A 19138-nucleotide genomic window follows, 5' to 3' on the forward strand; every position below is an offset into this window, starting at 1 on the left:
TCAGAGCGGCAGGCCCGCGTCCAAGTGGACCAGCGCCTTGTCGAGGGCCGGCAAGTACTCGGCGTCGGGATCGGCCGCCGCCTGGACGAACGTGGACAGCAGCACCCCGACCACCGCCCCGGCCCAGTTGCGCACCGCGAAGTCGTCCGGTGCCCGGCCCGTGCGCCGCGCGGCCACGCCGGCGATCAGGTCGATCCCCTCGGCGAACTGGTCCATGATCGCGCCGCGCAGCTCGGGCTCGCGGAACACCAGCAGCTGCCGCCGGCGCACGTCCTCGATCTCGTCCTCGGACAGCTGCCCGAGGACGACCCGCACGGCCCCCCGCAGCGCCCCGATCGGGCTCAGCTCGGCCGGCTGCCCGATCGCGGCCTCGATGAAGACGGGGTCGATGGGGTCGTAGAGGGCCGTCGCCTCCTTCGTCGGGAAGTACCGGAAGAAGGTGCTCGGCGAGATCTCCGCCGCGGCCGCGATCTGGTCGACCGTCGTCGCGCCGTAGCCCTGCTCCCGGAACAGCCGCAACGCGTGCCGCTGGATCGTGGCCCGCGTCTTGGCCTTCTTCCGTTCCCGCAGCCCCATGGACTCAGATCGCGACGACGTCATGCTCCGATTCTCGCCGCCGGCCCCCGGCCGCCGTCCGCCTGGGCAGGAACAGCAGCGCGAGCAGCGCCGCGGCCACGGCCAGCCCGGCGCACACCCACAGCGTCGCCGCCATGCCGTCGGTGAACGCGGCCCGCGCGGAGTCGGCGAGCGCGGGCAGGTGGAGCTTCGCCGCGACGGCGACCGCGCCCGACGCGCTGCCGCGCACCGCGTCGGCGACCGACGCGGGCAGGCCGTCGACGGCGACGCCGGCGCGGTAGACGCCGTTGAGCACGGTGCCCAGCACCGCGACGCCGATCGTGCCGCCGACCTGGCGCAAAACCTGGATCAGCGCCGAGCCGGTACCCGAACGGCCCTCGGTGAGCGCCCCCATCGCCATCGACATCAGCGGCGTCAGCGTGCACCCGGTACCCAGTCCGATCACGCTCTCCCAAGCCACGGTGACGCCGTAGCCGTCCGACGGCGACGTCGTCGAACCCCAGGCCAGCCCGGCCGCGAGCAGCACGAACCCGGCCGTCACGACCACGCGCACGCCCACGGCGGCGACCAGCTTCTCGGCGATCTTCGCCGACACCAGCATCCCGCCGATCAGCGGAAGCAGCCGCACGCCGGTCTCGAGCGCGTCGGCTCCCTGCACCGCCTGGAACAGCTGCGGCAGCACGAACATCAGGCCCATGAGCGCGAACGAGGCCATCGTCGCGAGCACCGCGCCCCAGACGAACTGCGGCTCATGCAACAGCGCGAGGTCGGTCAGCGGTGTCGCCGTCCGCGTCTGCGCCCGGCAGAACACCGCGAGCACCGCCGCGCCGAGCCCGAGCAGGCCGTACGTCGCCGGGTCGGTCCAGCCGTGCTCGCCGGCGTAGACGAAGCCGTAGGTCAGGGCGACCAGCCCGGCCGCCGAGAGCGCGATGCCCGCGAAGTCGATCGCACCGCGGCCCGACCCGGGCGTGAGCGGCACCAGGAACAGCACCGCGACCAGGCCGACCACGGTCAGCGGAACGTTGATCAGGAACACCGAGCCCCACGCGAAGTGGTCGAGCAGCCAGCCGCCGAGCAGCGGGCCGAGGGGGATGCCGACGAAGGTCGCCATCACCCACGTCGTCAGCGCCTTCGCCCGCTCCTCCGGCGGGAACAGGATGTTCAGCAGCGAGAGCGAAAGCGGGATGAGGAACGCGGCGCCGACGCCGAGCACGACGCGCGCCGCGATCAGCTGGCCTGCCGAATCGGCGTAGGCGCACCCCAGGGAGGCCAGCCCGAACAGCGCGAGCGCGCCGAGCAGCAGCTTCTTCGGGCCGAACCGGTCGCCCAGCAGGCCCGCCGGCAGCAGCAGCGCGGCCAGCGCCAGCGTGTAGGCGTTGCCGAACCACTGCAGCTGCGTGGTCGTGGCGCCGAGGTCGACGGCGAGCGTCGGCACGGCGACGTTCAGCACGGTCAGGTCGAGTCCGACGGTCAGCAGGCTCACCGCGAGCGCGCCGAGCGCCCACCACCTGCGTGGATAGATCTGTGTCACCGAAACCCCCAGTTGATAGTCACTACCAAATGATAGTAACTCTCATAATCTGCCGGCGCCAGCACGGGGCGAGTGACGGGAAATAAGTTGCACGCGCGTACCACCTTGGGTTCTCATCGGGGACGTGCCTCTGCAGCCCTACCGCCGGGTGCTCTCCGTCCCCGGCGTCCCCTCGACGATGGCTTTGATGTTCCTGGCGCGGCTGCCGATGACCATGAACGGCGTGCTGATGACGCTGTACATCGTCACCGGGCTCGGCCGCGGCTACGGCGCCGCCGGGCTGGTCGGCGCCGGCGTCACCCTCGGCATGGCGCTCGGCGCGCCGCTGCTGGGGCGCTGCTTGGACCGCTACGGCCTGCGCCCGATCGTCGCCGTCTGCGGAATCGGCACGACGGTGTTCTGGGTCGCCGCGCCGCACCTGCCCTACGCGGCGCTCGCCGCCGTCGCGATCCCGGCCGGGATGCTCTCGGTGCCGGCGGGCTCGCTCGCGCGGCAGGTCCTGGCCGCGCTCGTCCCGGTCGAAGAGCGCCGTGCGGCGTACTCGCTCGACACGATCTCGATCGAGGCGACGTTCATGATCGGCCCCGCGCTGGGCATCGCGGCGATCACGACGCTCTCCCCGACCTTCACGCTCACCGCGCTCGGCGTGCTGTTCGGCGGCACGGCCTTCCTGATCTGGCTGGTGAACCCGCCGATCCGCGAAACCGTCGAGCCGGGTGCGTCCACGACCCGGCCGCCGCTGCGCAGCTGGCTGACCGGCCGGCTCGTGGCGACGCTGCTGATCGCCGCCGGCGCGCTGTTCGTGCTCGTCGGCACCGAACTGGCGACGCTCGCGGCCCTGCGCGCGAACGGCGACATCGGCGTGACCGGGCTGGTGATCGCGGTGATGTGCGTGGCTTCGATCGCCGGCGGCATCGTGCACGGCGCCGTCAAGAAGTCGCTGCCGCAGGGCCTGCTGATGCTGCTGCTCGCGCTGCTGGTGGTGCCGGTCGGCCTGGCCGACCAGCCTTGGTGGCTGCTGATGCTGGTGCTGATCCCGACGAACCTGGTCTGCGCGCCGACGCTCGCGGCGACCACCGAGACGGTCAGCCGGATCGCCCCGCCGCGGGTCCGCGGCGAGGCGATGGGGCTGCAGGACGCGTCGACGCGGCTCGGCCTGGCGCTGGGCAGCCCGGTGGTCGGCTTCGCGATCGACCACTCGAGCCCGGCGTGGGGCTTCGCCGCGGCGGGCCTGGGCGGCCTGGTCGTCGCGGCGGCCGGCCTGCTGTACCGCCGTGCGCCGGAACCCGCGGCGGACCCGGACACCGCGCTGGCGGCCGCTGCCGCCGTTCGCGAGTGATCAGGGGGCTTCCGCGCAAAGCTAGCCGCCGCAGGCCACGCGGAGCGCGTCGATTTTCTTGACGTTGCGCTGCACCCACTGGGCCACCACGCCGGCGTCCTCGATGCGTTCCTTCTGCACCTCGACGTACGAGCCGGCCATGCCCAGCAAGGCGTTCTTGACGTCCTGGTCCTGCACGTTGCCCGCCAGCTCCCGCAGCCGCTTCTCCTTGTCCGCGGCACGGGCCTTGAGTTTCTCCGGATCGACCAGCGGGTTCAGATCCGCCAGCCCGAGCGCCTCGGTGCACGCGCCCACCTTGTCCGCCGTCTTCGACCCCTGGTCGACCGCACCGCTGACCTGGTCGCACCCGCTCAGCAGCAGTGCGGCCCCGGCCAGCAGTGCGGCCGTCGTTCCACCCCTCGTCATGGCGCCAAGGTACCGCTCAGCCCTTGACGCAGACCACCTGCTTGAGGTGCGCCACGACCTCGACCAGGTCCGTCTGGGCCTGGATCACCGCATCGATGTCCTTGTACGCCGCCGGGATCTCGTCGACGACGCCCGAGTCCTTGCGGCACTCGACGCCGGCCGTCTGCGCCGCGAGGTCGTCGGCGGTGAACAGCTTCTTGGCCTTGTTCCGCGACATCCGGCGCCCGGCACCGTGCGACGCCGACTCGAAGGACGCGGTGTTCCCGAGCCCGCGGACGATGTACGAACCGGTCCCCATGCTGCCCGGGATGATCCCGAGATCACCCGATCCGGCACGGATCGCGCCCTTGCGGGTGACGAGCAGCTCGACCCCGTCGTAGGTCTCCTCGGCGACGTAGTTGTGGTGGCAGGAGATGGCGTCGTCGAAGGTCGTCTGCGGGACGACGTCCTTCAGCGCCTGCTTCACGAGCGCGACCATCGTGGCGCGGTTGCGCGCCGCGTAGTCCTGCGCCCAGAAGAGGTCGCGCCGGTACGCCCGCATCTCCGGCGTGCCCGCGACGAACACCGCGAGGTCCCGGTCGGGCAGGTCGGCGTTGTGCGGCAGCTTCCGCGCGACCGCCATGTGCCGCTCCGCCAGCTCCTTGCCGATGTTGCGCGAACCCGAGTGCAGCATCAGCCAGACCTGCCCGGTGCCCTCTTCGAGGCAGACCTCGATGAAGTGGTTCCCGCCGCCGAGGCTCCCGATCTGGCGCGCGGCCCGGTCGTGCAGCTCCTGGACGCCGGTGTGCAGTTCGCCGAAGCCCTTCCAGAAGGCGTCCCAGCCGCCGACGCCGTGCACCTTCGCGGGGTTCACGGGCGTCTTGTGCAGCCCGAAGCCGACGGGAACGGCGCTTTCGATCCGCCGGCGCAGCTTGCCGAGGTCATCGGGCAGATCGCTCGCGGTGAGCGACGTCCGAACGGCGCTCATGCCGCACCCGATGTCCACCCCGACGGCGGCGGGCGAAACGGCGTCGCGCATGGCGATGACACTGCCGACGGTGGCGCCCTTGCCGTAGTGCACATCGGGCATCACGGCGACACCGTGCACCCACGGCAGGTTGGCGACGTTGTGCAGCTGCCGCATGGCCTGGTCTTCGACCGAGGCGGGGTCCGCCCACATCCGGATCGGGACGCGGGACCCTTCGACAGCGGTGTACATGATTCCTCCCCTGAATTGCTTGCGGGCCAAGGATGACCGGTCACGGCCGATCGGACAAGGCGATTTCCGATCGTCCACTGTGGAGGCAGTGACCGGTCACGTCAGCAACGTGCCGGTCAGCTCGATCAGCGCCAACGCCGCCGCCCGCACTCCGCCGTCACCGTCGCAAGCCGGGTCGTAAGCCGCGAACGTTGCGCTCACCACCGGGAACCTCGCGCTCACCGCCTCGACGATGTGCCGGACCTCCGCCGCGTCCGGGCCGTCCGGCGCCGCGTACGAATTCGCGCGGCCGACCAGCCGTGAGTCGTGCACGTCGAAATCCACGTGCAGGTGCACCCGTCGTACCCGGGGCGGGAACCCGGCCGCCGCCACCTCGGCCGCCCGGGCCGGCAGCAGGCGGATGCGCGACTCGTCCAGCACCGCCCGCTCCGCCGGGTCGAGGTCGCGGGCTCCCACCAGCAGGACGTGGTCGTCGGGTACCGGACGGAACCCGGGCACCGTCGTCCGGCAGCGGCCGGTGAGCATCGCCAAGCCCATGCCGTCCACGAAACCCGAGGTCGTCGTCTCCGGCGTGTTCAGGTCGCCGTGCGCGTCGAGCCACACCACCGCCAGGTCATCCCTCGCCGCCAGCCCGGCCACCACGCCCACCGACGCACCGCAGTTGCCGGCCAGCACGATCGGGGTCACCTCGTCCGCGACCGCGCGCCGGACCTGCTCGGCGACCGCCCGCTGGACCTCTTCGTAACCACTCTCCGCCACCGTGACGACCTCGGCTCCGAGCCGTTCGGCCACGCCGTGGCGGAGCAGGTCGGTGGGGCCCGCGCCCATCCGCCAGTCGCGGCGGCCGGAGTCGGACGGTGCGAGGATCAGCCGTGTCACGCCCATGGACCCGAGCATGACACGGCGAAGGCCCCCCACCACCTGCGGCGAGGGGCCTTCGGAACGCTCGGCGTCAGGACTGGGCGATCAGCTCCGCGATCTGCACGGCGTTGAGCGCCGCGCCCTTGCGCAGGTTGTCGTTCGAGATGAACAGCGCCAGCCCGCGGCCGCCCTCGACGCCCTGGTCGACGCGGATGCGGCCGACGTAGCTCGGGTCGTTGCCCGCCGCCTGCAGCGGGGTCGGGACCTCCGACAGCTCGACGCCCGGCGCGTGCGCCAGCAGCTCCGTCGCCCGCGCAGGCGTCAGCGGCTGCGCGAACTCCGCGTTCACCGAGATCGAGTGCCCCGAGAACACCGGCACGCGCACGCACGTGCACGACACGCCCAGCCCCGGGATGCTCAGGATCTTGCGGCTCTCGTTGCGGAACTTCTTCTCTTCGTCCGTCTCGAGCTCACCGTCGTCCACAATGGACCCGGCCATCGGCAGGACGTTGAACGCGATCGGCCGGACGTACTTCTCCGGCTTCGGGAAGTCGATCGCCGCGCCGTCGTGGGTCAGCAGCGCCGCGTGCTCGGCGGCGGCGCGAACCTGACCCGCCAGCTCGTCGACGCCGGCCAGCCCGCTGCCGGACACCGCCTGGTACGTCGACGCCACCAGCCGGACCAGCCCGGCCTCGTCGTGCAGCGGCTTGAGCACCGGCATCGCGGCCATGGTCGTGCAGTTGGGGTTCGCGATGATCCCCTTCCGCGCTTCCTTGATGGCTTCCGGGTTGACCTCGCTGACGACCAGCGGCACGTCCGGGTCCATCCGGAACGCCGAGGAGTTGTCGATCACCGTCACGCCCGCCTCGGCGAACCGCGGTGCCTGCGCCTTCGACGTCGACCCGCCCGCGGAGAACAGCGCGATGTCCAAACCGGACGGATCCGCCGTCGACGCGTCTTCGATCGTGACTTCGGTGTCGCGCCACGGCAGCGTCGACCCCGCCGAGCGCGCCGAAGCGAAGTACCGGAGCTCGGCGATCGGGAACTCCCGCTCCGCCAGCAGCTTGCGCATCACCGCGCCGACCTGGCCGGTCGCGCCGACCACCCCGACCCGCAGCCCGTCCGCCATCAGCGACCACTCCCCGCGTAGACCACAGCTTCCTCGTCGCCACCGAGCTCGAACGCGTCGTGGATCGCGCGGACGGCGTCGTCGAGCTGCGCGTCGCGGATCAGCACCGAGATCCGGATTTCCGAGGTGTTGATGATTTCGATGTTGACGCCGGCGTTGGCCAGCGCTTCGCAGAACGTCGCCGTGACACCCGGGTGCGAGCGCATCCCGGCGCCGACCAGCGAGACCTTGCCGACGTGGTCGTCGTAGAGCACCGACTCGAAGCCGATCTCCGCCTTGACCTTCTCCAGTTCCTTGACCGCCTTGGCGCCGTTGGCCTTCGACAGCGTGAAGGTGATGTCGGTGCGGCCGGACACCGTGCTGGACACGTTCTGCAGCACCATGTCGATGTCGATTTCGGCGTCGGCGATCACGCGGAAGATCCGGGCCGCGGCACCGGCGTGGTCCGGCACCCCGGTGACCGTGATCTTCGCTTCGGAGCGGTCGTGCGCCACGCCGGTGATCAGGGCTTGTTCCACGGGGATCTCCTCGATAGAACCGGTCACCGTCGTGCCCGGCTTGTCACTGTAGGAAGAGCGCACTCGGATCGGGACGCCGTAGCGGCGCGCGTACTCGACCGAACGCAGGTGCAGGATCTTCGACCCGCTCGCGGCGAGCTCGAGCATCTCCTCGTACGGGATGGTGTCGAGCTTGCGCGCGTCCGGCACGATCCGCGGGTCGGCGGAGTACACACCGTCCACATCGGAGTAGATCTCGCAGACGTCGGCGTTCAGCGCGGCGGCCAGCGCGACGGCGGTGGTGTCCGAGCCGCCGCGGCCCAGCGTGGTGATGTCCTTGGTGTCCTGCGCGACGCCCTGGAAGCCCGCCACCAGCGCGACGTAACCCTGCTCGAGGGCCTCGGTGACGCGGCTCGGCGTGACGTCGATGATGCGCGCGTTGCCGTGCACGGACGTCGTGACGACGCCGGCCTGCGACCCGGTGAACGACCACGCCTCCGCGCCCTGGGCCGAGATGGCCATCGCGACCAGCGAGTTCGAGATGCGCTCACCGGCGGTGAGCAGCATGTCCATCTCCCGCTCCGGCGGTGCCGGGTTGACCTGCTGCGCCAGGTCGAGCAGCTCGTCGGTGGTGTCACCCATCGCCGAGCAGACCACGACGACGTCGTTGCCGGCCTTCTTGGTGGCGACGATCCGTTCCGCGACGCGCTTGATCCGGTCGGCACTTTCCAGCGACGATCCGCCGTACTTCTGGACCACGAGGGCCACGCCCGAACCTCCTAGACGGGCCGGGTCTGCTCCCTGGTGGGCACCGAGGAGCCCCCGCGTCCCATATTTGAGAAGGAGCCTACCGGGGCTCCAGCGGCCCGCCACCCTCTTGACGTGGGGCGGGGCCCGTGCGCGGACGGTGCGGAAGTAAATCTTCCGTAACACCAACGAAATGCGCGGAGCCCTTCCTCCCGAGTGATGCAGCGCACGCCTGGGTATCGTCAAGATCGTGCGAAAGCCAGCTGTGACGAGCGTCCCGATCGCTGCCCTGATGGCCGAGCGGTGGAGCCCGCGGGCCCTGGACGCGTCTTTTCCGGTCGGCCCGGAGCAGGTGAGGGCGCTGCTGGAGGCGGCCCGCTGGGCCCCGTCGTTCGGCAACACCCAGCCCGCCCGCTACCTGGTGGGGCTCCGCGGGACGCCGTCGTTCGACGCGATCCTGGCGACGCTCAACTCGGGCAACCGGGCGTGGGCGCACCGGGCGAGCCTGCTGCTGATCGGCGTGATGGTGACGACGAACGAGAAGGGTTCGGTGCCGTACGCGGAGTACGGGCTGGGGCTGGCGTCGGAGAACCTCGTGCTGCAGGCGGTGGAGCTGGGCCTGGTCGCGCACCAGATGGCGGGGTTTTCCGCTTCCGACGTGAGCACGTCTTTCGGCCTTCCGGACGACGCGGTGCCGAAGGTGGCGATCGCGGTGGGGAAGCCGGCCGCGCCCGAGGTGCTGGAGGAGGACTGGCGGGTGGAGCGCGAGAAGGCGGAGCGGCAGCGAATCCCGCTGGAGGAATTCGCGTTCACGGACGGGTGGGGCACACCGGCTCTCTAGCTCGGCAAGACGACAGCCCGGTCGCGCACGCGGTCCAGCGCCGTGAAAGGCACCACGGTGCTGACGTCGTCGACGGCGCTCAACCCGCCGACGGTCGTCCTGATGTCGACGATGGCTTCGGCGGTGTCGGCATCGAGGCCGCAAACCGACGCAATTACCTCTGCCGGCGCGTTGTTGAGGTCGACCAGACCGCCGTCGTCGTAGTCCCGCACGAGGTCGGGACGGCCGATCCGGAGGTCACGCGCGATGAGCGGCTCCTCGGCGACGAGCTTCCGGGCTTCGGCGCGGCGCTTCCGCGCGGCCAGCGCGGCGGCGACGGCCGGATCCGGGCCGTCGAGGCGCTCGCCGGGGACGTGGCGCAGGATTTCGCGGCGCAGCTTGGCCTGCTGCACGCAGGCGACCGCGACCACGACGAGGCCGATGATCGCGGCGACCGAGGTGAGCAGGTTGCCCGCGGTGCCGACTGTCTTGCCCGCGGCGTCCTTCGGAGAGAGGGACAGCAGCGTGAACATGACCGCGGCGGCCGCTCCGAAGACGGCGGCGCGTGCGTAGAGCGACTTCCGCCCGAGCCGCACCGCGGCGTGGACGAACGGAACCCACGCGAAGAGCCCCACCGTGGCGATCGTGACGACGAAGTACCAGCGGCTCCCGAGGCGGGCGACCGCGCTCGGCGACGTCGCGACAGGCTGTGAAACGGACATGATCAGCACCCCTTCCGGCGTGCTGATGTCGCCCGGCGGCGACAGTGCGTTACGAGGGTGCGCCGATCGTGATCACCGCGAAATCAGGAAGCGCCGCCCACCCGGCGGATGATCTTCGCCAGCACCCCGGACACCACGAGCCAGAAGATCGCCGCGATGCCGTAGTTCACCAGGACTCGCAGCTTCGCGTCACTCGGGGTGAACAGGTCGCTGAATCCCAGCGCCAGGCCGTCCGCCCAGGACTTGACGAACGAGACGATGCCGTTGTCCGGGTTGGCCGAGCCGACCGTGAAGATCACGTGGATCACCAGCAGCGCCGCGAAGATCAGCCCCACCCAGCGGACGATCGATGCCACGATCGAGGCGATCCGGCCGCCCGTGGCGCGCCAGTCGACCGGGGCCCGGCGCGAGACCTTGGCCTCCTCCGACGACGACGCCGACGCCGCTGCCGACGACGTCGAAGACGACTCCGTGTGCTCACCCATGCTCGAAGTTTCGCACGGGCACCGTCCGATTGCTACCCACAGGTAACCCCCAGGAGAAGACGCCCGGCTTTCCCCGTGCGGTGTTCCCTGGTTATGGTGGAGTCGTGGCGCGTGCTCTCCTGCTTCGCTGCCGCGACGGGGCCTGACCGGACCGGCTCCCCGTCGCGGGGCTTCGTGGTGCCGGTCGCACCCGTCTAGCTGGAGACACCCTCAAAACCATGAGCAAGATCCGCAAGCCTTCGCGTCCCGCGCCCGCTGACCAGCCCGCTTGGAACACCCAGCGCGGCACGTCCATGCCGGTCCACCGCTACCGCCCCTGGTACGACCTCGTCGAGAACATCGACCTGCCCGACCGCACCTGGCCCACGAAGCGCATCGACCGCGCGCCGCTGTGGTGCGCCGTCGACCTGCGGGACGGCAACCAGGCCCTGATCGACCCGATGTCGCCCGCGCGCAAGCGGAAGTTCTTCGACCTGCTCGTACGCATGGGTTACAAGGAGATCGAGGTCGGCTTCCCGGCCGCGAGCCAGACCGACTTCGACTTCGTCCGCGAGATCATCGAAGAGCACGCCATCCCGGACGACGTCAGCATCCAGGTGCTGACCCAGTGCCGTCCCGAGCTGATCGAGCGGACCTTCAAGTCCCTCGAAGGCGCGCCGCGGGCCATCGTCCACATCTACAACTCGACCTCGATCCTGCAGCGCCGCGTGGTCTTCCGCGAAGAGCGCGAGGGCATCAAGAAGATCGCGACGCAGGCCGCGGAAATGGTCGTCGAGCTGGCCGCGAAGCAGCCGGACACCGACTTCCGCTTCCAGTACTCGCCGGAGTCCTACACCGGCACCGAGCTGTCCTACGCGCTCGAGGTGTGCAACGCCGTCACCGAAATCTGGCAGCCGACGCCCGAGAAGCCGGTGATCCTGAACCTGCCGGCGACGGTCGAGATGGCGACGCCGAACGTCTACGCCGACTCGATCGAGTGGATGTCCCGGAACCTGGACCGCCGGGACTCGGTGATCCTGTCGCTGCACCCGCACAACGACCGCGGCACCGGGATCGCCGCCGCCGAGCTGGGCTACCAGGCCGGCGCCGACCGCATCGAAGGCTGCCTGTTCGGCAACGGCGAGCGCACCGGCAACGTCGACCTGGTCGCGCTGGGCATGAACCTCTACAGCCAGGGCATCGACCCGCAGATCGACTTCTCCGACATGGACGAGATCAAGCGGACCGTCGAGTACTGCAACCAGCTGCCCGTGCCCGAGCGCTCGCCGTGGGGCGGCGACCTGGTGTTCACCGCCTTCTCCGGCAGCCACCAGGACGCGATCAACAAGGGCCTCGACGCGCTGAAGGACGCCGCCGACAAGCAGGGCGTGCCGCTGGACGAGTACCCGTGGGAGGTCCCGTACCTGCCGATCGACCCGAAGGACGTCGGCCGCACGTACGAGGCCGTCATCCGCGTGAACTCGCAGTCCGGCAAGGGCGGCGTCGCCTACATCATGAAGGCCGAGCACCAGCTCGACCTGCCGCGGCGCCTGCAGATCGAGTTCTCGAAGGTCATCCAGCGCTACACCGACACCGAGGGCGGCGAGGTCGACCCGGCCACGATGTACAACGCCTTCTCGGCCGAGTACCTCGAGCTGAAGACGCCGCTGGAGCTGGTCCGCCAGCACGTCCAGGACAACGGGGACGGCGAGTACGACATCACCGCGACCGTCCGCGTCGAAGGCGACGAGCACGAGGTCACCGGCCGCGGCAACGGCCCGATCGCGGCGTTCTTCGACGCGCTGTCGACCGTCGGCTTCGACCTGCGCCTGCTGGACTACTCCGAGCACACGCTCTCGCCGGGCGACGACGCGCGCGCCGCGTCGTACATCGAGTGCGCGATCTCGGACCGGGTGTTCTGGGGCATCGGCATCGACCCGTCGATCGTCACGGCGTCGCTGCGCGCGGTCGTCTCGGCGGTGAACCGCGCCAACCGCTGAACCTGTGGGCCGCCTGTCGGGTTGCTGTGAGTCCTCCGTGATCCGGAGTTTTCCGCGCCCGGCAGGCGGTTAATGGAGGTGTGGACGCGACTACGGCCGGACTGCTGGTGCTGTTCGTCGTCGCGCTCGTGCCCCTGCTGCCCACGGAGGTGACGATCCTCGGCATGGGCGTCGCGGCGGCACAGGGCGGGACGTCGCTGGCACTGGTGATCGCCGTGGCCTCGGCCGGGTGCCTGGCCTCCGACCAGGCGCTCTACGCCCTCGGCCGGTTCGGTGGCCGGGCGGCGCTGAACCGGCTGAGCCGGCGGAAGAAGATCGCCGCCGGCATCGGCTGGCTCGACGGACGGCTGCAGCGCCACCCCCGGCCGGTGCTGGTGGTCGCCCGCTGGCTGCCGTCCGGCGGGACGGTCGGCGCCCTGCTCGCCGGCTCGCTCCGCTGGCCGATGGCGGAGTTCTTCACCGCGTCAGCCGTCGGCGTCACGCTCTGGACGTCTTACGTGGCCTTCCTGGGCTACGCGGGCGGCCAGATCATCACCGAACCCGGGATCAGCATGCTGGTCTCCCTGGGCGTGGCGCTGGTCCTGGGTTCGGTGATCACCTACGGCGTGAAGCGTGGCGCTAAAGCGATTTGAGCGCTTCGAGAATGTCCGCGGGTTCGGTGCGCGTGACGAAGTCCGGGTGGACGTCGACGAACCGGAGCACGCGGTCCCGGTCGACCACGAGCACCGCCGGGTGGACCAGTTCCCAGGTGCCGTTCACCTTTTCGAGGTCCGTGCCGAGCGTCTGCATGGCTTCGCGCACGGGCGCCGACACCGGGTAGCTCAGCCCGAGCCCCCGCGCGACCGTGCTGCCGGCGTCCGAGAGCACGGGGAACTCCAGGTCTTCCACCGGCAGCGAGCCGTCCGGGCGCTGCGGGCTGATCGCGGCCAGCGTTGCGCCGTACTTGCCCAGCTCAGGGACGACTTCCTGCTGGTAAGTGCGCAGGGTCAAGTTGCAGTACGGGCACCACTGGCCGCGGTAGAACACGAGCACCGCCGGCCCCTGGGCGACCAGCTCCGCCAGCTTCGTCGGCGTCCCGTCGGCGCCGGGCAGCTCGAAGTCCTCGATCTTGGCGCCCACCTCGGCGAACTTCGCTCCGGCGGCACGGCGCCGATCCGCGTCGAGGACCTCGGCGATTTCCGGCGGCAGGGCGGCCCGGAGCTGGTCGTTCAGCCCGGTCAGGGCGGTTTCGAGCGTCATATGATTCCCCCAAGCTTCTTGTACTAATCGGTACAGTGCACTCGACTGTACTATTCAGTACATGGAGACGCAAGCGGCCGCCTCGACCCCGCGCGGCAAACGGACGCGCGACGCGATCGTCGACGCCGCGGCCCAGCTGATGTACGTGGACGGCGTCGCGGGCACGAGCGTCGACAAGGTGCTGGCCGCGAGCGGGGCCGGGAAATCGCAGATGTACCACTACTTCAAGAACAAGGACCAGCTGGTCGAGGCCGTGATCGACCGGTACCTCGAGCAGATCCTGGCCAACCAGCCCGCGATCTTCGAACTGACGTCCTGGGCGGACTTCGAGACGTGGACCGAGCAGCTGCTCGACGTCCAGCGGCGCGCGGGCGGCCCGATCGCCTGCCCGCTGGGCAACCTCGCCGGCGAGGTCGGCGACAACCCGAAGCTCGCGCCGCTGGTGGACCAGGCCTACCGGACGTGGGAGTCCCACCTGGTACGTGGGCTGACCACGTTGCGGGACAAGGGAGAGCTGCGTCCCGACGCCGACCCGGCGCGGCTGGCGCAGGCGGCGATGACGTCCGTCCAAGGTGGACTGCTGCTGGCCCACCTCCGGCAGGACATCACGGCCCTGGAGGACGCGCTGGGCATCGCGCTGGCCTACCTCCGCGGTCACGCCGTGAGCTGAGCGACCTCCGCGCGCAGTTCGTCGATCACCTTCGCCACGGCGGGGCGTTGCAGCGCGCCGGTGCGGCAGACCGCCTCCACCAGCCGCGCCGCGCGGATCCCGGCCAGCGGCCGCGCGACCAAGCCGCGCCCGCGCCCGGCGTCCATCGTGTACCGCGGCAGCAGCGCGATCCCGTGGCCGGCCGCCACCAGCCGCTCGGTGATCCGGAAGTCGTTGATCCGCTGCACCACCACCGGCCGCACGCCGGTGCGGATGGTCAGCGAGCGCAGCACGTCATCCACCGGGAAGCCGAAGTCGACGCTGATCCAGCGTTCGTCGGCCAGGTCCGCCAGTTCGACGCGGCGCCGGCTCGCCAGCCGGTGCCCGGCCGGGAGCGCGACGTCGAGCGGTTCGCGCAGCAGCGGCACGACGTCGAGGCGGCCGGCGTCGAACTCCGGCGCGTGCTCGTCCCGGTGCGCGACGACGATGTCGTAGTCCGCGACCAGGCCGGGCACCTCGGACGGCGTCATGTCGACGTCGCGGACGTCGACCTCCAGCCCCTCGTACCCGGCGACGCGGGTCAGCAAGCCGGGCAGCAGCATCAGCCCGGCCGACTGGAAGATCGCGATCCGCACGCGCCCGCGCGGCGCGCTGCGGTAGGTGTCCAGTTCGGACTCGGCGCGATCGAGCGCGGCCAGCACCTCGTCGGCGCGGGCGACCAGCGCGCGGCCCGCGTCGGTCAGCCGCAGTCCCCGCCCGGCCGGCTCGGTGAGTGGCAGGCCGACCTCGCCCTGCAGGGCCCGCAGCTGCTGCGAAACCGCGGACGGCGTGCAGTGCAGCGCCCGGGCCGCGGCCGTCACGCTCCCGCGGTCGGCGAACTCCCGCAGCGTGCGCAACCGGCCCAGATCCACGGACCCAGCATATGTGAAGTCCGGCTACAAGGTCCGTGCAGATAATATCGCTGGTCCTTCACGATGGCCGTTGACAGAGTGGAGGCATGCCCACCCGTGACCGCCTGCTCGCCGTGCTCGTCGCCGTCCTCTGGGGCCTGAACTTCCTCGCCATCCACGCCACGCTCGGTCAGTTCCCGCCGGTCTTCGCGGGTGCGCTGCGGTTCGCCGTGATCGCCGTGCCGACGATCCTGTTCGTCCCGTGGCCGAAGGTGAAGGTGCGGCACCTGCTCGGCTACGGCCTCGGCTTCGGCACCGGGCAGTTCGCGTTCCTGTTCATCGCGATGGACACCGGGATGCCGACCGGGCTCGCGTCGCTGGTGCTGCAGGCGTCGGCGCCGTTCACCGTGCTGCTCGGCGCCGTCTTCCTGCGCGAGCGCGTCACGCCGCACCAGCTGGCCGGGATCGCGCTGGCCGTCGCCGGGATGATCGCGATCGCGTGGCAGCAGTCCGGGCACGCGGCCCTGCTGCCGATGCTCCTGACGCTGCTGGCCGCGCTGAGCTGGGCGTTCGGCAACCTGAGCACGCGCAAGGCCGAGCCGGACAACCCGCTGCACTTCACGCTGTGGATGTCCGTGGTGCCGCCGCTGCCGATGTTCGCGCTTTCCCTGGTCATGGAGGGGCCGGCCGCGCAGTGGCGCTCGCTGACGACGCTCGGGACACCGACCGGATTGACGGCGCTGGGTGGCCTGACCTACGTCGTGCTGATCGGCACCGTCGTCGGGTCGGGTGTGTGGACGACGCTGATGCGGCGCAACCCGGCGAGCGTCGTCTCGCCGTTCTCGCTGCTCGTGCCGGTGGTCGGGCTGACGGCGTCGTTCCTGCTGCTCGGCGAGCGGCCGACCTGGCTGGAGGTCGGCGCCGCCGTCGTCGTGATCGGTGGGGTGCTGCTCGGGTCGCTGCGGCCGGCGCGGAAACCGGAGCTCGTCGCGGTCTAGACCGTCGGCTCGTTGACCGGCTTCTCCTCGACGGTGGCCGTCTCGGCGTCGTCGTGCTTGCGGCCGAGCCGCTTCTTCATGACGAAGAAGACGACGACGCCGATCACGACCGCCGCGACCAGGCCGAACTTGGAGAACCGGCCGAGCCACTCTTCGGCGACCACGCCGAGGTAGTAGACGGCCGCGGTCGTGCCGCCCGCCCACACGATGCCGCCGGCCGCGTTCGCCAGCAGGAACTTCGGGTAGTGCATGCGCAGCGAACCCGCGAGCGGGCCGGCGAGGATGCGCAGGAACGCGATGAAGCGGCCGAGGAAGACGGCCCACACCCCGCGTTTGTTGAAGATCCGTTCGGCGTTGGCGAGGTGCGTCGGGCCGAAATGCTTCGGGAATTTCCGGCCGGCCCAGGCGAACAGCCGTTGACCACCGGTCTTTCCGATGAAGTACCCGATGCTGTCGCCGATGATGGCGCCGGCGCTGGCCAGGACGCCGATCCACAGCGGGTTCAGGTTGCTGTGCTGCGAGGCCAGCAAAGCCGCGCTGACCAGCACGATCTCGCCGGGCAGCGGAATGCCGAGGCTTTCGATCATGATCACCGCGCCGACGATCAGGTACACCGAGAGCGGCGGGATCGCCTCCAGCCATTGGTCGATGTGCACTGCCCGTACCCCCTGCGCGTTCGGAAATCTGCTTTCCGCAGGGTACCGGGGGAAGTGCGCCGGGCGCGGCCTACTCAGGTATTGCCAGGGGTACGACTTGAGTCGGGGTCAGTCGAGTGTCGCGAGGGCGGGACCGACCGGAAAATCTCCGGAAACGACGTCGAAGCCGCGGTTCTCGGTGAGCGGTTCGCCGAGGACCCCGACGAGCACGGCGGCGACGTCCTGCCGGGTGATCCGCCCGGGTTCGAGGTGGCCGGCGACCTTGACGCGGCCGGTGGCGGGGCCGTCGGTGAGCGTCCCGGGCCGGACGATGGTCCAGGTCAGCGCGGACTTCTGCAGGACGCTGTCGGACACCTGCTTGGCGAGCAGGATCGACCGCACGAGCCGGTCGCCCTGATCGGGTGAATCGGCGAACTGGGCGGAGAGCTGGATGAAGCGCGGCACCCCGGCGACTTCGGCGGCCCGGATGGCGGCGATGGCCCCGTCCCGGTCGACGAGGTTCACCGACTCGGGTTCCGGATCGGGCGCACCGATGGTGGTGATGACGACATCGGAGTCCTTGAGGGCTTCGACGAGCTCATCCCGATCGGCGGTGACATCGGCGACGACGGGTTTCGCGGGTTCGTCCCGGAGGACTTCGGCCCGCTGCCGGCTCCGCAGGCCGGCGCGCACTTGGTGACCTCTCGCGGCGAGCAGGCGGACCACGTGGATCCCGGTTCGCCCTGACGCCCCCAGCACGGTGACCTGCATGAGGTGATCCTCCCGCAGGTGGGGCCGGTTTGCGCGGTGCCGGAGTTGTCCACAGGGTTCACCCCCATGTGGACAACTCTCAGCCGGGCTTCAGATCCGCAGCCCGCGACTGCAGGTAAGCCTGCTCCGGCAGACTCAACGTCCGCCCGGCGGCGGCCAAGTACGCCTCCCGCGCCCCGGCCACATCGCCCGACAACTCCAGCAAGTGCGCCCGCACCGCGTCCACCCGGTGGTGCTCCTTCAACTCCGCGCCCGACAAGTCCGACAACTCGGCCAACCCCGCCTCCGCCCCGTGGACCTGCGCAAAAGCCACCACCCGGTTCAACGTCACCATCGGCCCCGGCGCCACCACCCGCAGCAGGTCGTACAGCGTGAGGATCTGGGCCCAATCCGTCTCGGCGGCCGTCGGGGCCTCGGCGTGGACCGCCGCTATCGCCGCCTGGACCTGGTACGGCCCCACCGGGGAAGTCGACAGCGCGCCGGTGATCAGTGAGATGCCCTCCTCGATGAAGGGGCGGTTCCAGCGCGTGCGGTCCTGGTCCGCCAGCGGGACCAGCGCGCCCGACGGGGAGACGCGGGCCGGGCGGCGGGCGTCCGTCAGGAGCATCAACGCCAGCAGGCCCGTCACCTCGCCGTCGTCCGGGAGCTCCGCGCTCAACCGGCGGACCAGGCGGATCGCCTCCGTCGTCAGCTCGACGCGGTTCAGCTCGTCGCCCGAACTCGCCGTGTGGCCCTCCGTGTAGATCAGGTACAGCACCTGCAGCACCGCCGCCAGCCGCTCCGGACCACCGTCTCGGGTGAGGCGCGAGCCGCGGAGTTTCTGCTTCGCGCGGCTGATCCGCTGGCCGATCGTGGCCTCGGGGACGAGGAACGCCCGGGCGATCTCTGCCGTCGTCAGGCCGCCGACCGCGCGCAGCGTCAACGCCACCTGTGAATCCCGCGAAAGCGACGGGTGGCAGCACAACAGCAGCAACGTCAGCGTGTCGTCCACCGCGACCGGCGAAGGGTCCGTCGGCTCGGCCAGCGCCACCGCTTCTTCACGCCGCTGCCGGGCCGTCTCGCTGCGCCACTGCTCGATGCGCCGCCGGGACGCCGTCGTGATCAGCCAGCCCTTCGGGTGATCCGGGATCCCCGAAGCCGGCCACTGCTGCGACGCCGCCAGCAGCGCCTCCTGGACGGCGTCCTCGCAGGCCTCGAAATCGCCGTAACGCCGGACCACCGCCGCGAGGACCTCGGGCGCGAGCGTGCGCAGCAGGTCGAGGATCACCGCAGCCCCATCACCGGCCGCACCTCGACCACCGCGAACGCGGCTTCGGGGATCCGCGCCGCGATCTCGATCGCGCGTTCGCGGCTTTCGCAGTCGAGCAGGTAGAAGCCGGCGAGGAACTCCTTGGCCTCGGCGAACGGCCCGTCGGTCGTCGTCGTGCCGTGCTCGCCCACGCTGACCTGCGTGGTGAGCTCGGGGAACGCGAGACGCTCCGAGACGATGCGCTCGCCCGACGCGTCGAGGTCGTCGCTGAGCTGCTGGTAGTAGGCGAGCCCGGCGGCCCGCTGCTCGGCGCTCATCCCCTCCCAAGCCGCCCGGGACTCGGGGTTGCCGTAGATCAGGACCACGTATTTCACGAGAGTCTCCCGGGTCGATGTCGAAATCCGCGTGGCGGCGCCTA

At 70.7% G+C, this 19138-nt stretch carries 21 protein-coding genes; 6 read left to right on the forward strand and 15 right to left on the reverse strand.

The genetic code is table 11. From position 1 onward, the window contains the following. Both AB0M83_RS05155 and AB0M83_RS05160 read right to left on the reverse strand, forming a co-directional pair. Complete coding sequence (locus AB0M83_RS05155) at window positions 1-600, reverse strand: TetR family transcriptional regulator (protein ID WP_364512690.1); 600 nt, start codon at window positions 598-600, stop codon at window positions 1-3. Beyond that, window positions 581-2107, reverse strand: a complete 1527-nt coding sequence (locus AB0M83_RS05160) for a DHA2 family efflux MFS transporter permease subunit (RefSeq protein ID WP_364512693.1) — start codon at window positions 2105-2107, stop codon at window positions 581-583. The genes AB0M83_RS05155 and AB0M83_RS05160 overlap by 20 nt, the downstream gene beginning before the upstream one ends. Before the next feature lie 187 nt (window positions 2108-2294). On the opposite strand from AB0M83_RS05160, the gene AB0M83_RS05165 reads away from it, so the two are divergent. After that, entirely contained in the window at window positions 2295-3446 is a 1152-nt protein-coding gene (locus AB0M83_RS05165; RefSeq protein WP_364512974.1) for an MFS transporter, read from the forward strand. A 21-nt stretch (window positions 3447-3467) separates the two neighbouring features. On the opposite strand, the gene AB0M83_RS05170 is transcribed toward AB0M83_RS05165, so the two are convergent. The 5 genes from AB0M83_RS05170 to AB0M83_RS05190 form a co-directional block, all read right to left on the reverse strand. Continuing rightward, the gene (locus AB0M83_RS05170; RefSeq protein WP_364512696.1) at window positions 3468-3851 is read right to left on the reverse strand and encodes a hypothetical protein; all 384 of its coding nucleotides are present in this window, start codon (window positions 3849-3851) and stop codon (window positions 3468-3470) included. A 16-nt stretch (window positions 3852-3867) separates the two neighbouring features. Continuing rightward, window positions 3868-5049, reverse strand: a complete 1182-nt coding sequence (locus AB0M83_RS05175; protein ID WP_364512698.1) for an RtcB family protein — start codon at window positions 5047-5049, stop codon at window positions 3868-3870. 96 nt (window positions 5050-5145) lie between these two features. Further along, window positions 5146-5934, reverse strand: a complete 789-nt coding sequence (locus AB0M83_RS05180) for an arginase family protein (protein WP_364512701.1) — start codon at window positions 5932-5934, stop codon at window positions 5146-5148. Window positions 5935-6001: 67 nt separating this feature from the next. Then, complete coding sequence (locus AB0M83_RS05185) at window positions 6002-7039, reverse strand: aspartate-semialdehyde dehydrogenase (protein ID WP_364512704.1); 1038 nt, start codon at window positions 7037-7039, stop codon at window positions 6002-6004. Beyond that, the gene (locus tag AB0M83_RS05190) at window positions 7039-8304 is read right to left on the reverse strand and encodes an aspartate kinase (RefSeq protein ID WP_086863551.1); all 1266 of its coding nucleotides are present in this window, start codon (window positions 8302-8304) and stop codon (window positions 7039-7041) included. The genes AB0M83_RS05185 and AB0M83_RS05190 overlap by 1 nt, the downstream gene beginning before the upstream one ends. 229 nt (window positions 8305-8533) lie before the next feature. On the opposite strand from AB0M83_RS05190, the gene AB0M83_RS05195 reads away from it, so the two are divergent. Then, a complete protein-coding gene (locus AB0M83_RS05195) occupies window positions 8534-9124 on the forward strand; it encodes a nitroreductase family protein (protein WP_364512707.1) in 591 nt (196 codons plus the stop codon). Here the strand turns inward: AB0M83_RS05195 and AB0M83_RS05200 are convergent. Together AB0M83_RS05200 and AB0M83_RS05205 are read right to left on the reverse strand one after the other, a co-directional pair. Next, complete coding sequence (locus AB0M83_RS05200; RefSeq protein ID WP_364512710.1) at window positions 9121-9825, reverse strand: hypothetical protein; 705 nt, start codon at window positions 9823-9825, stop codon at window positions 9121-9123. The two genes, AB0M83_RS05195 and AB0M83_RS05200, sit on opposite strands and share 4 nt — an antisense overlap. A gap of 83 nt (window positions 9826-9908) precedes the next feature. Then, a complete protein-coding gene (locus tag AB0M83_RS05205; protein ID WP_364512713.1) occupies window positions 9909-10310 on the reverse strand; it encodes a hypothetical protein in 402 nt (133 codons plus the stop codon). A 218-nt stretch (window positions 10311-10528) separates the two neighbouring features. Here AB0M83_RS05205 and leuA point away from each other — a divergent pair, with 218 nt between their 5' ends. Next, window positions 10529-12289 carry a 2-isopropylmalate synthase gene (gene leuA / locus AB0M83_RS05210; protein WP_364512715.1) on the forward strand — a complete coding sequence of 587 codons (1761 nt, stop codon included), beginning with the start codon at window positions 10529-10531 and terminating at the stop codon, window positions 12287-12289. An 80-nt stretch (window positions 12290-12369) separates the two neighbouring features. Further along, complete coding sequence (locus AB0M83_RS05215; RefSeq protein ID WP_364512717.1) at window positions 12370-12921, forward strand: DedA family protein; 552 nt, start codon at window positions 12370-12372, stop codon at window positions 12919-12921. Here the strand turns inward: AB0M83_RS05215 and AB0M83_RS05220 are convergent. Next, entirely contained in the window at window positions 12908-13528 is a 621-nt protein-coding gene (locus tag AB0M83_RS05220) for a peroxiredoxin-like family protein (RefSeq protein ID WP_364512720.1), read from the reverse strand. The two genes, AB0M83_RS05215 and AB0M83_RS05220, sit on opposite strands and share 14 nt — an antisense overlap. A 61-nt stretch (window positions 13529-13589) precedes the next feature. Here AB0M83_RS05220 and AB0M83_RS05225 point away from each other — a divergent pair, with 61 nt between their 5' ends. Next, entirely contained in the window at window positions 13590-14198 is a 609-nt protein-coding gene (locus AB0M83_RS05225) for a TetR/AcrR family transcriptional regulator (protein WP_364512722.1), read from the forward strand. On the opposite strand, the gene AB0M83_RS05230 is transcribed toward AB0M83_RS05225, so the two are convergent. Continuing rightward, window positions 14183-15088 carry a LysR family transcriptional regulator gene (locus tag AB0M83_RS05230; protein ID WP_364512724.1) on the reverse strand — a complete coding sequence of 302 codons (906 nt, stop codon included), beginning with the start codon at window positions 15086-15088 and terminating at the stop codon, window positions 14183-14185. The genes AB0M83_RS05225 and AB0M83_RS05230 overlap by 16 nt on opposite strands. Before the next feature lie 86 nt (window positions 15089-15174). On the opposite strand from AB0M83_RS05230, the gene AB0M83_RS05235 reads away from it, so the two are divergent. Continuing rightward, a complete protein-coding gene (locus AB0M83_RS05235; RefSeq protein WP_364512727.1) occupies window positions 15175-16065 on the forward strand; it encodes an EamA family transporter in 891 nt (296 codons plus the stop codon). Here the strand turns inward: AB0M83_RS05235 and AB0M83_RS05240 are convergent. From AB0M83_RS05240 to AB0M83_RS05255, 4 genes are all read right to left on the reverse strand, one after another. Then, complete coding sequence (locus AB0M83_RS05240; RefSeq protein ID WP_364512729.1) at window positions 16062-16721, reverse strand: DedA family protein; 660 nt, start codon at window positions 16719-16721, stop codon at window positions 16062-16064. The two genes, AB0M83_RS05235 and AB0M83_RS05240, sit on opposite strands and share 4 nt — an antisense overlap. A 108-nt stretch (window positions 16722-16829) precedes the next feature. Beyond that, a complete protein-coding gene (locus AB0M83_RS05245; protein ID WP_364512731.1) occupies window positions 16830-17471 on the reverse strand; it encodes an SDR family oxidoreductase in 642 nt (213 codons plus the stop codon). Between the two features lie 79 nt (window positions 17472-17550). Next, window positions 17551-18738, reverse strand: coding sequence for a sigma-70 family RNA polymerase sigma factor (locus AB0M83_RS05250; protein ID WP_364512733.1), 1188 nt, complete (start codon window positions 18736-18738; stop codon window positions 17551-17553). Further along, window positions 18735-19094, reverse strand: coding sequence for a YciI family protein (locus AB0M83_RS05255; RefSeq protein WP_364512735.1), 360 nt, complete (start codon window positions 19092-19094; stop codon window positions 18735-18737). Before AB0M83_RS05255 ends, AB0M83_RS05250 begins: the two co-directional genes overlap by 4 nt. Between the last annotated feature and the right edge of the window lie 44 nt (window positions 19095-19138).

It is taken from the genome of Amycolatopsis sp. NPDC051106, assembly GCF_040682775.1.
Classification (GTDB): Bacteria; Actinomycetota; Actinomycetes; order Mycobacteriales; family Pseudonocardiaceae; genus Amycolatopsis.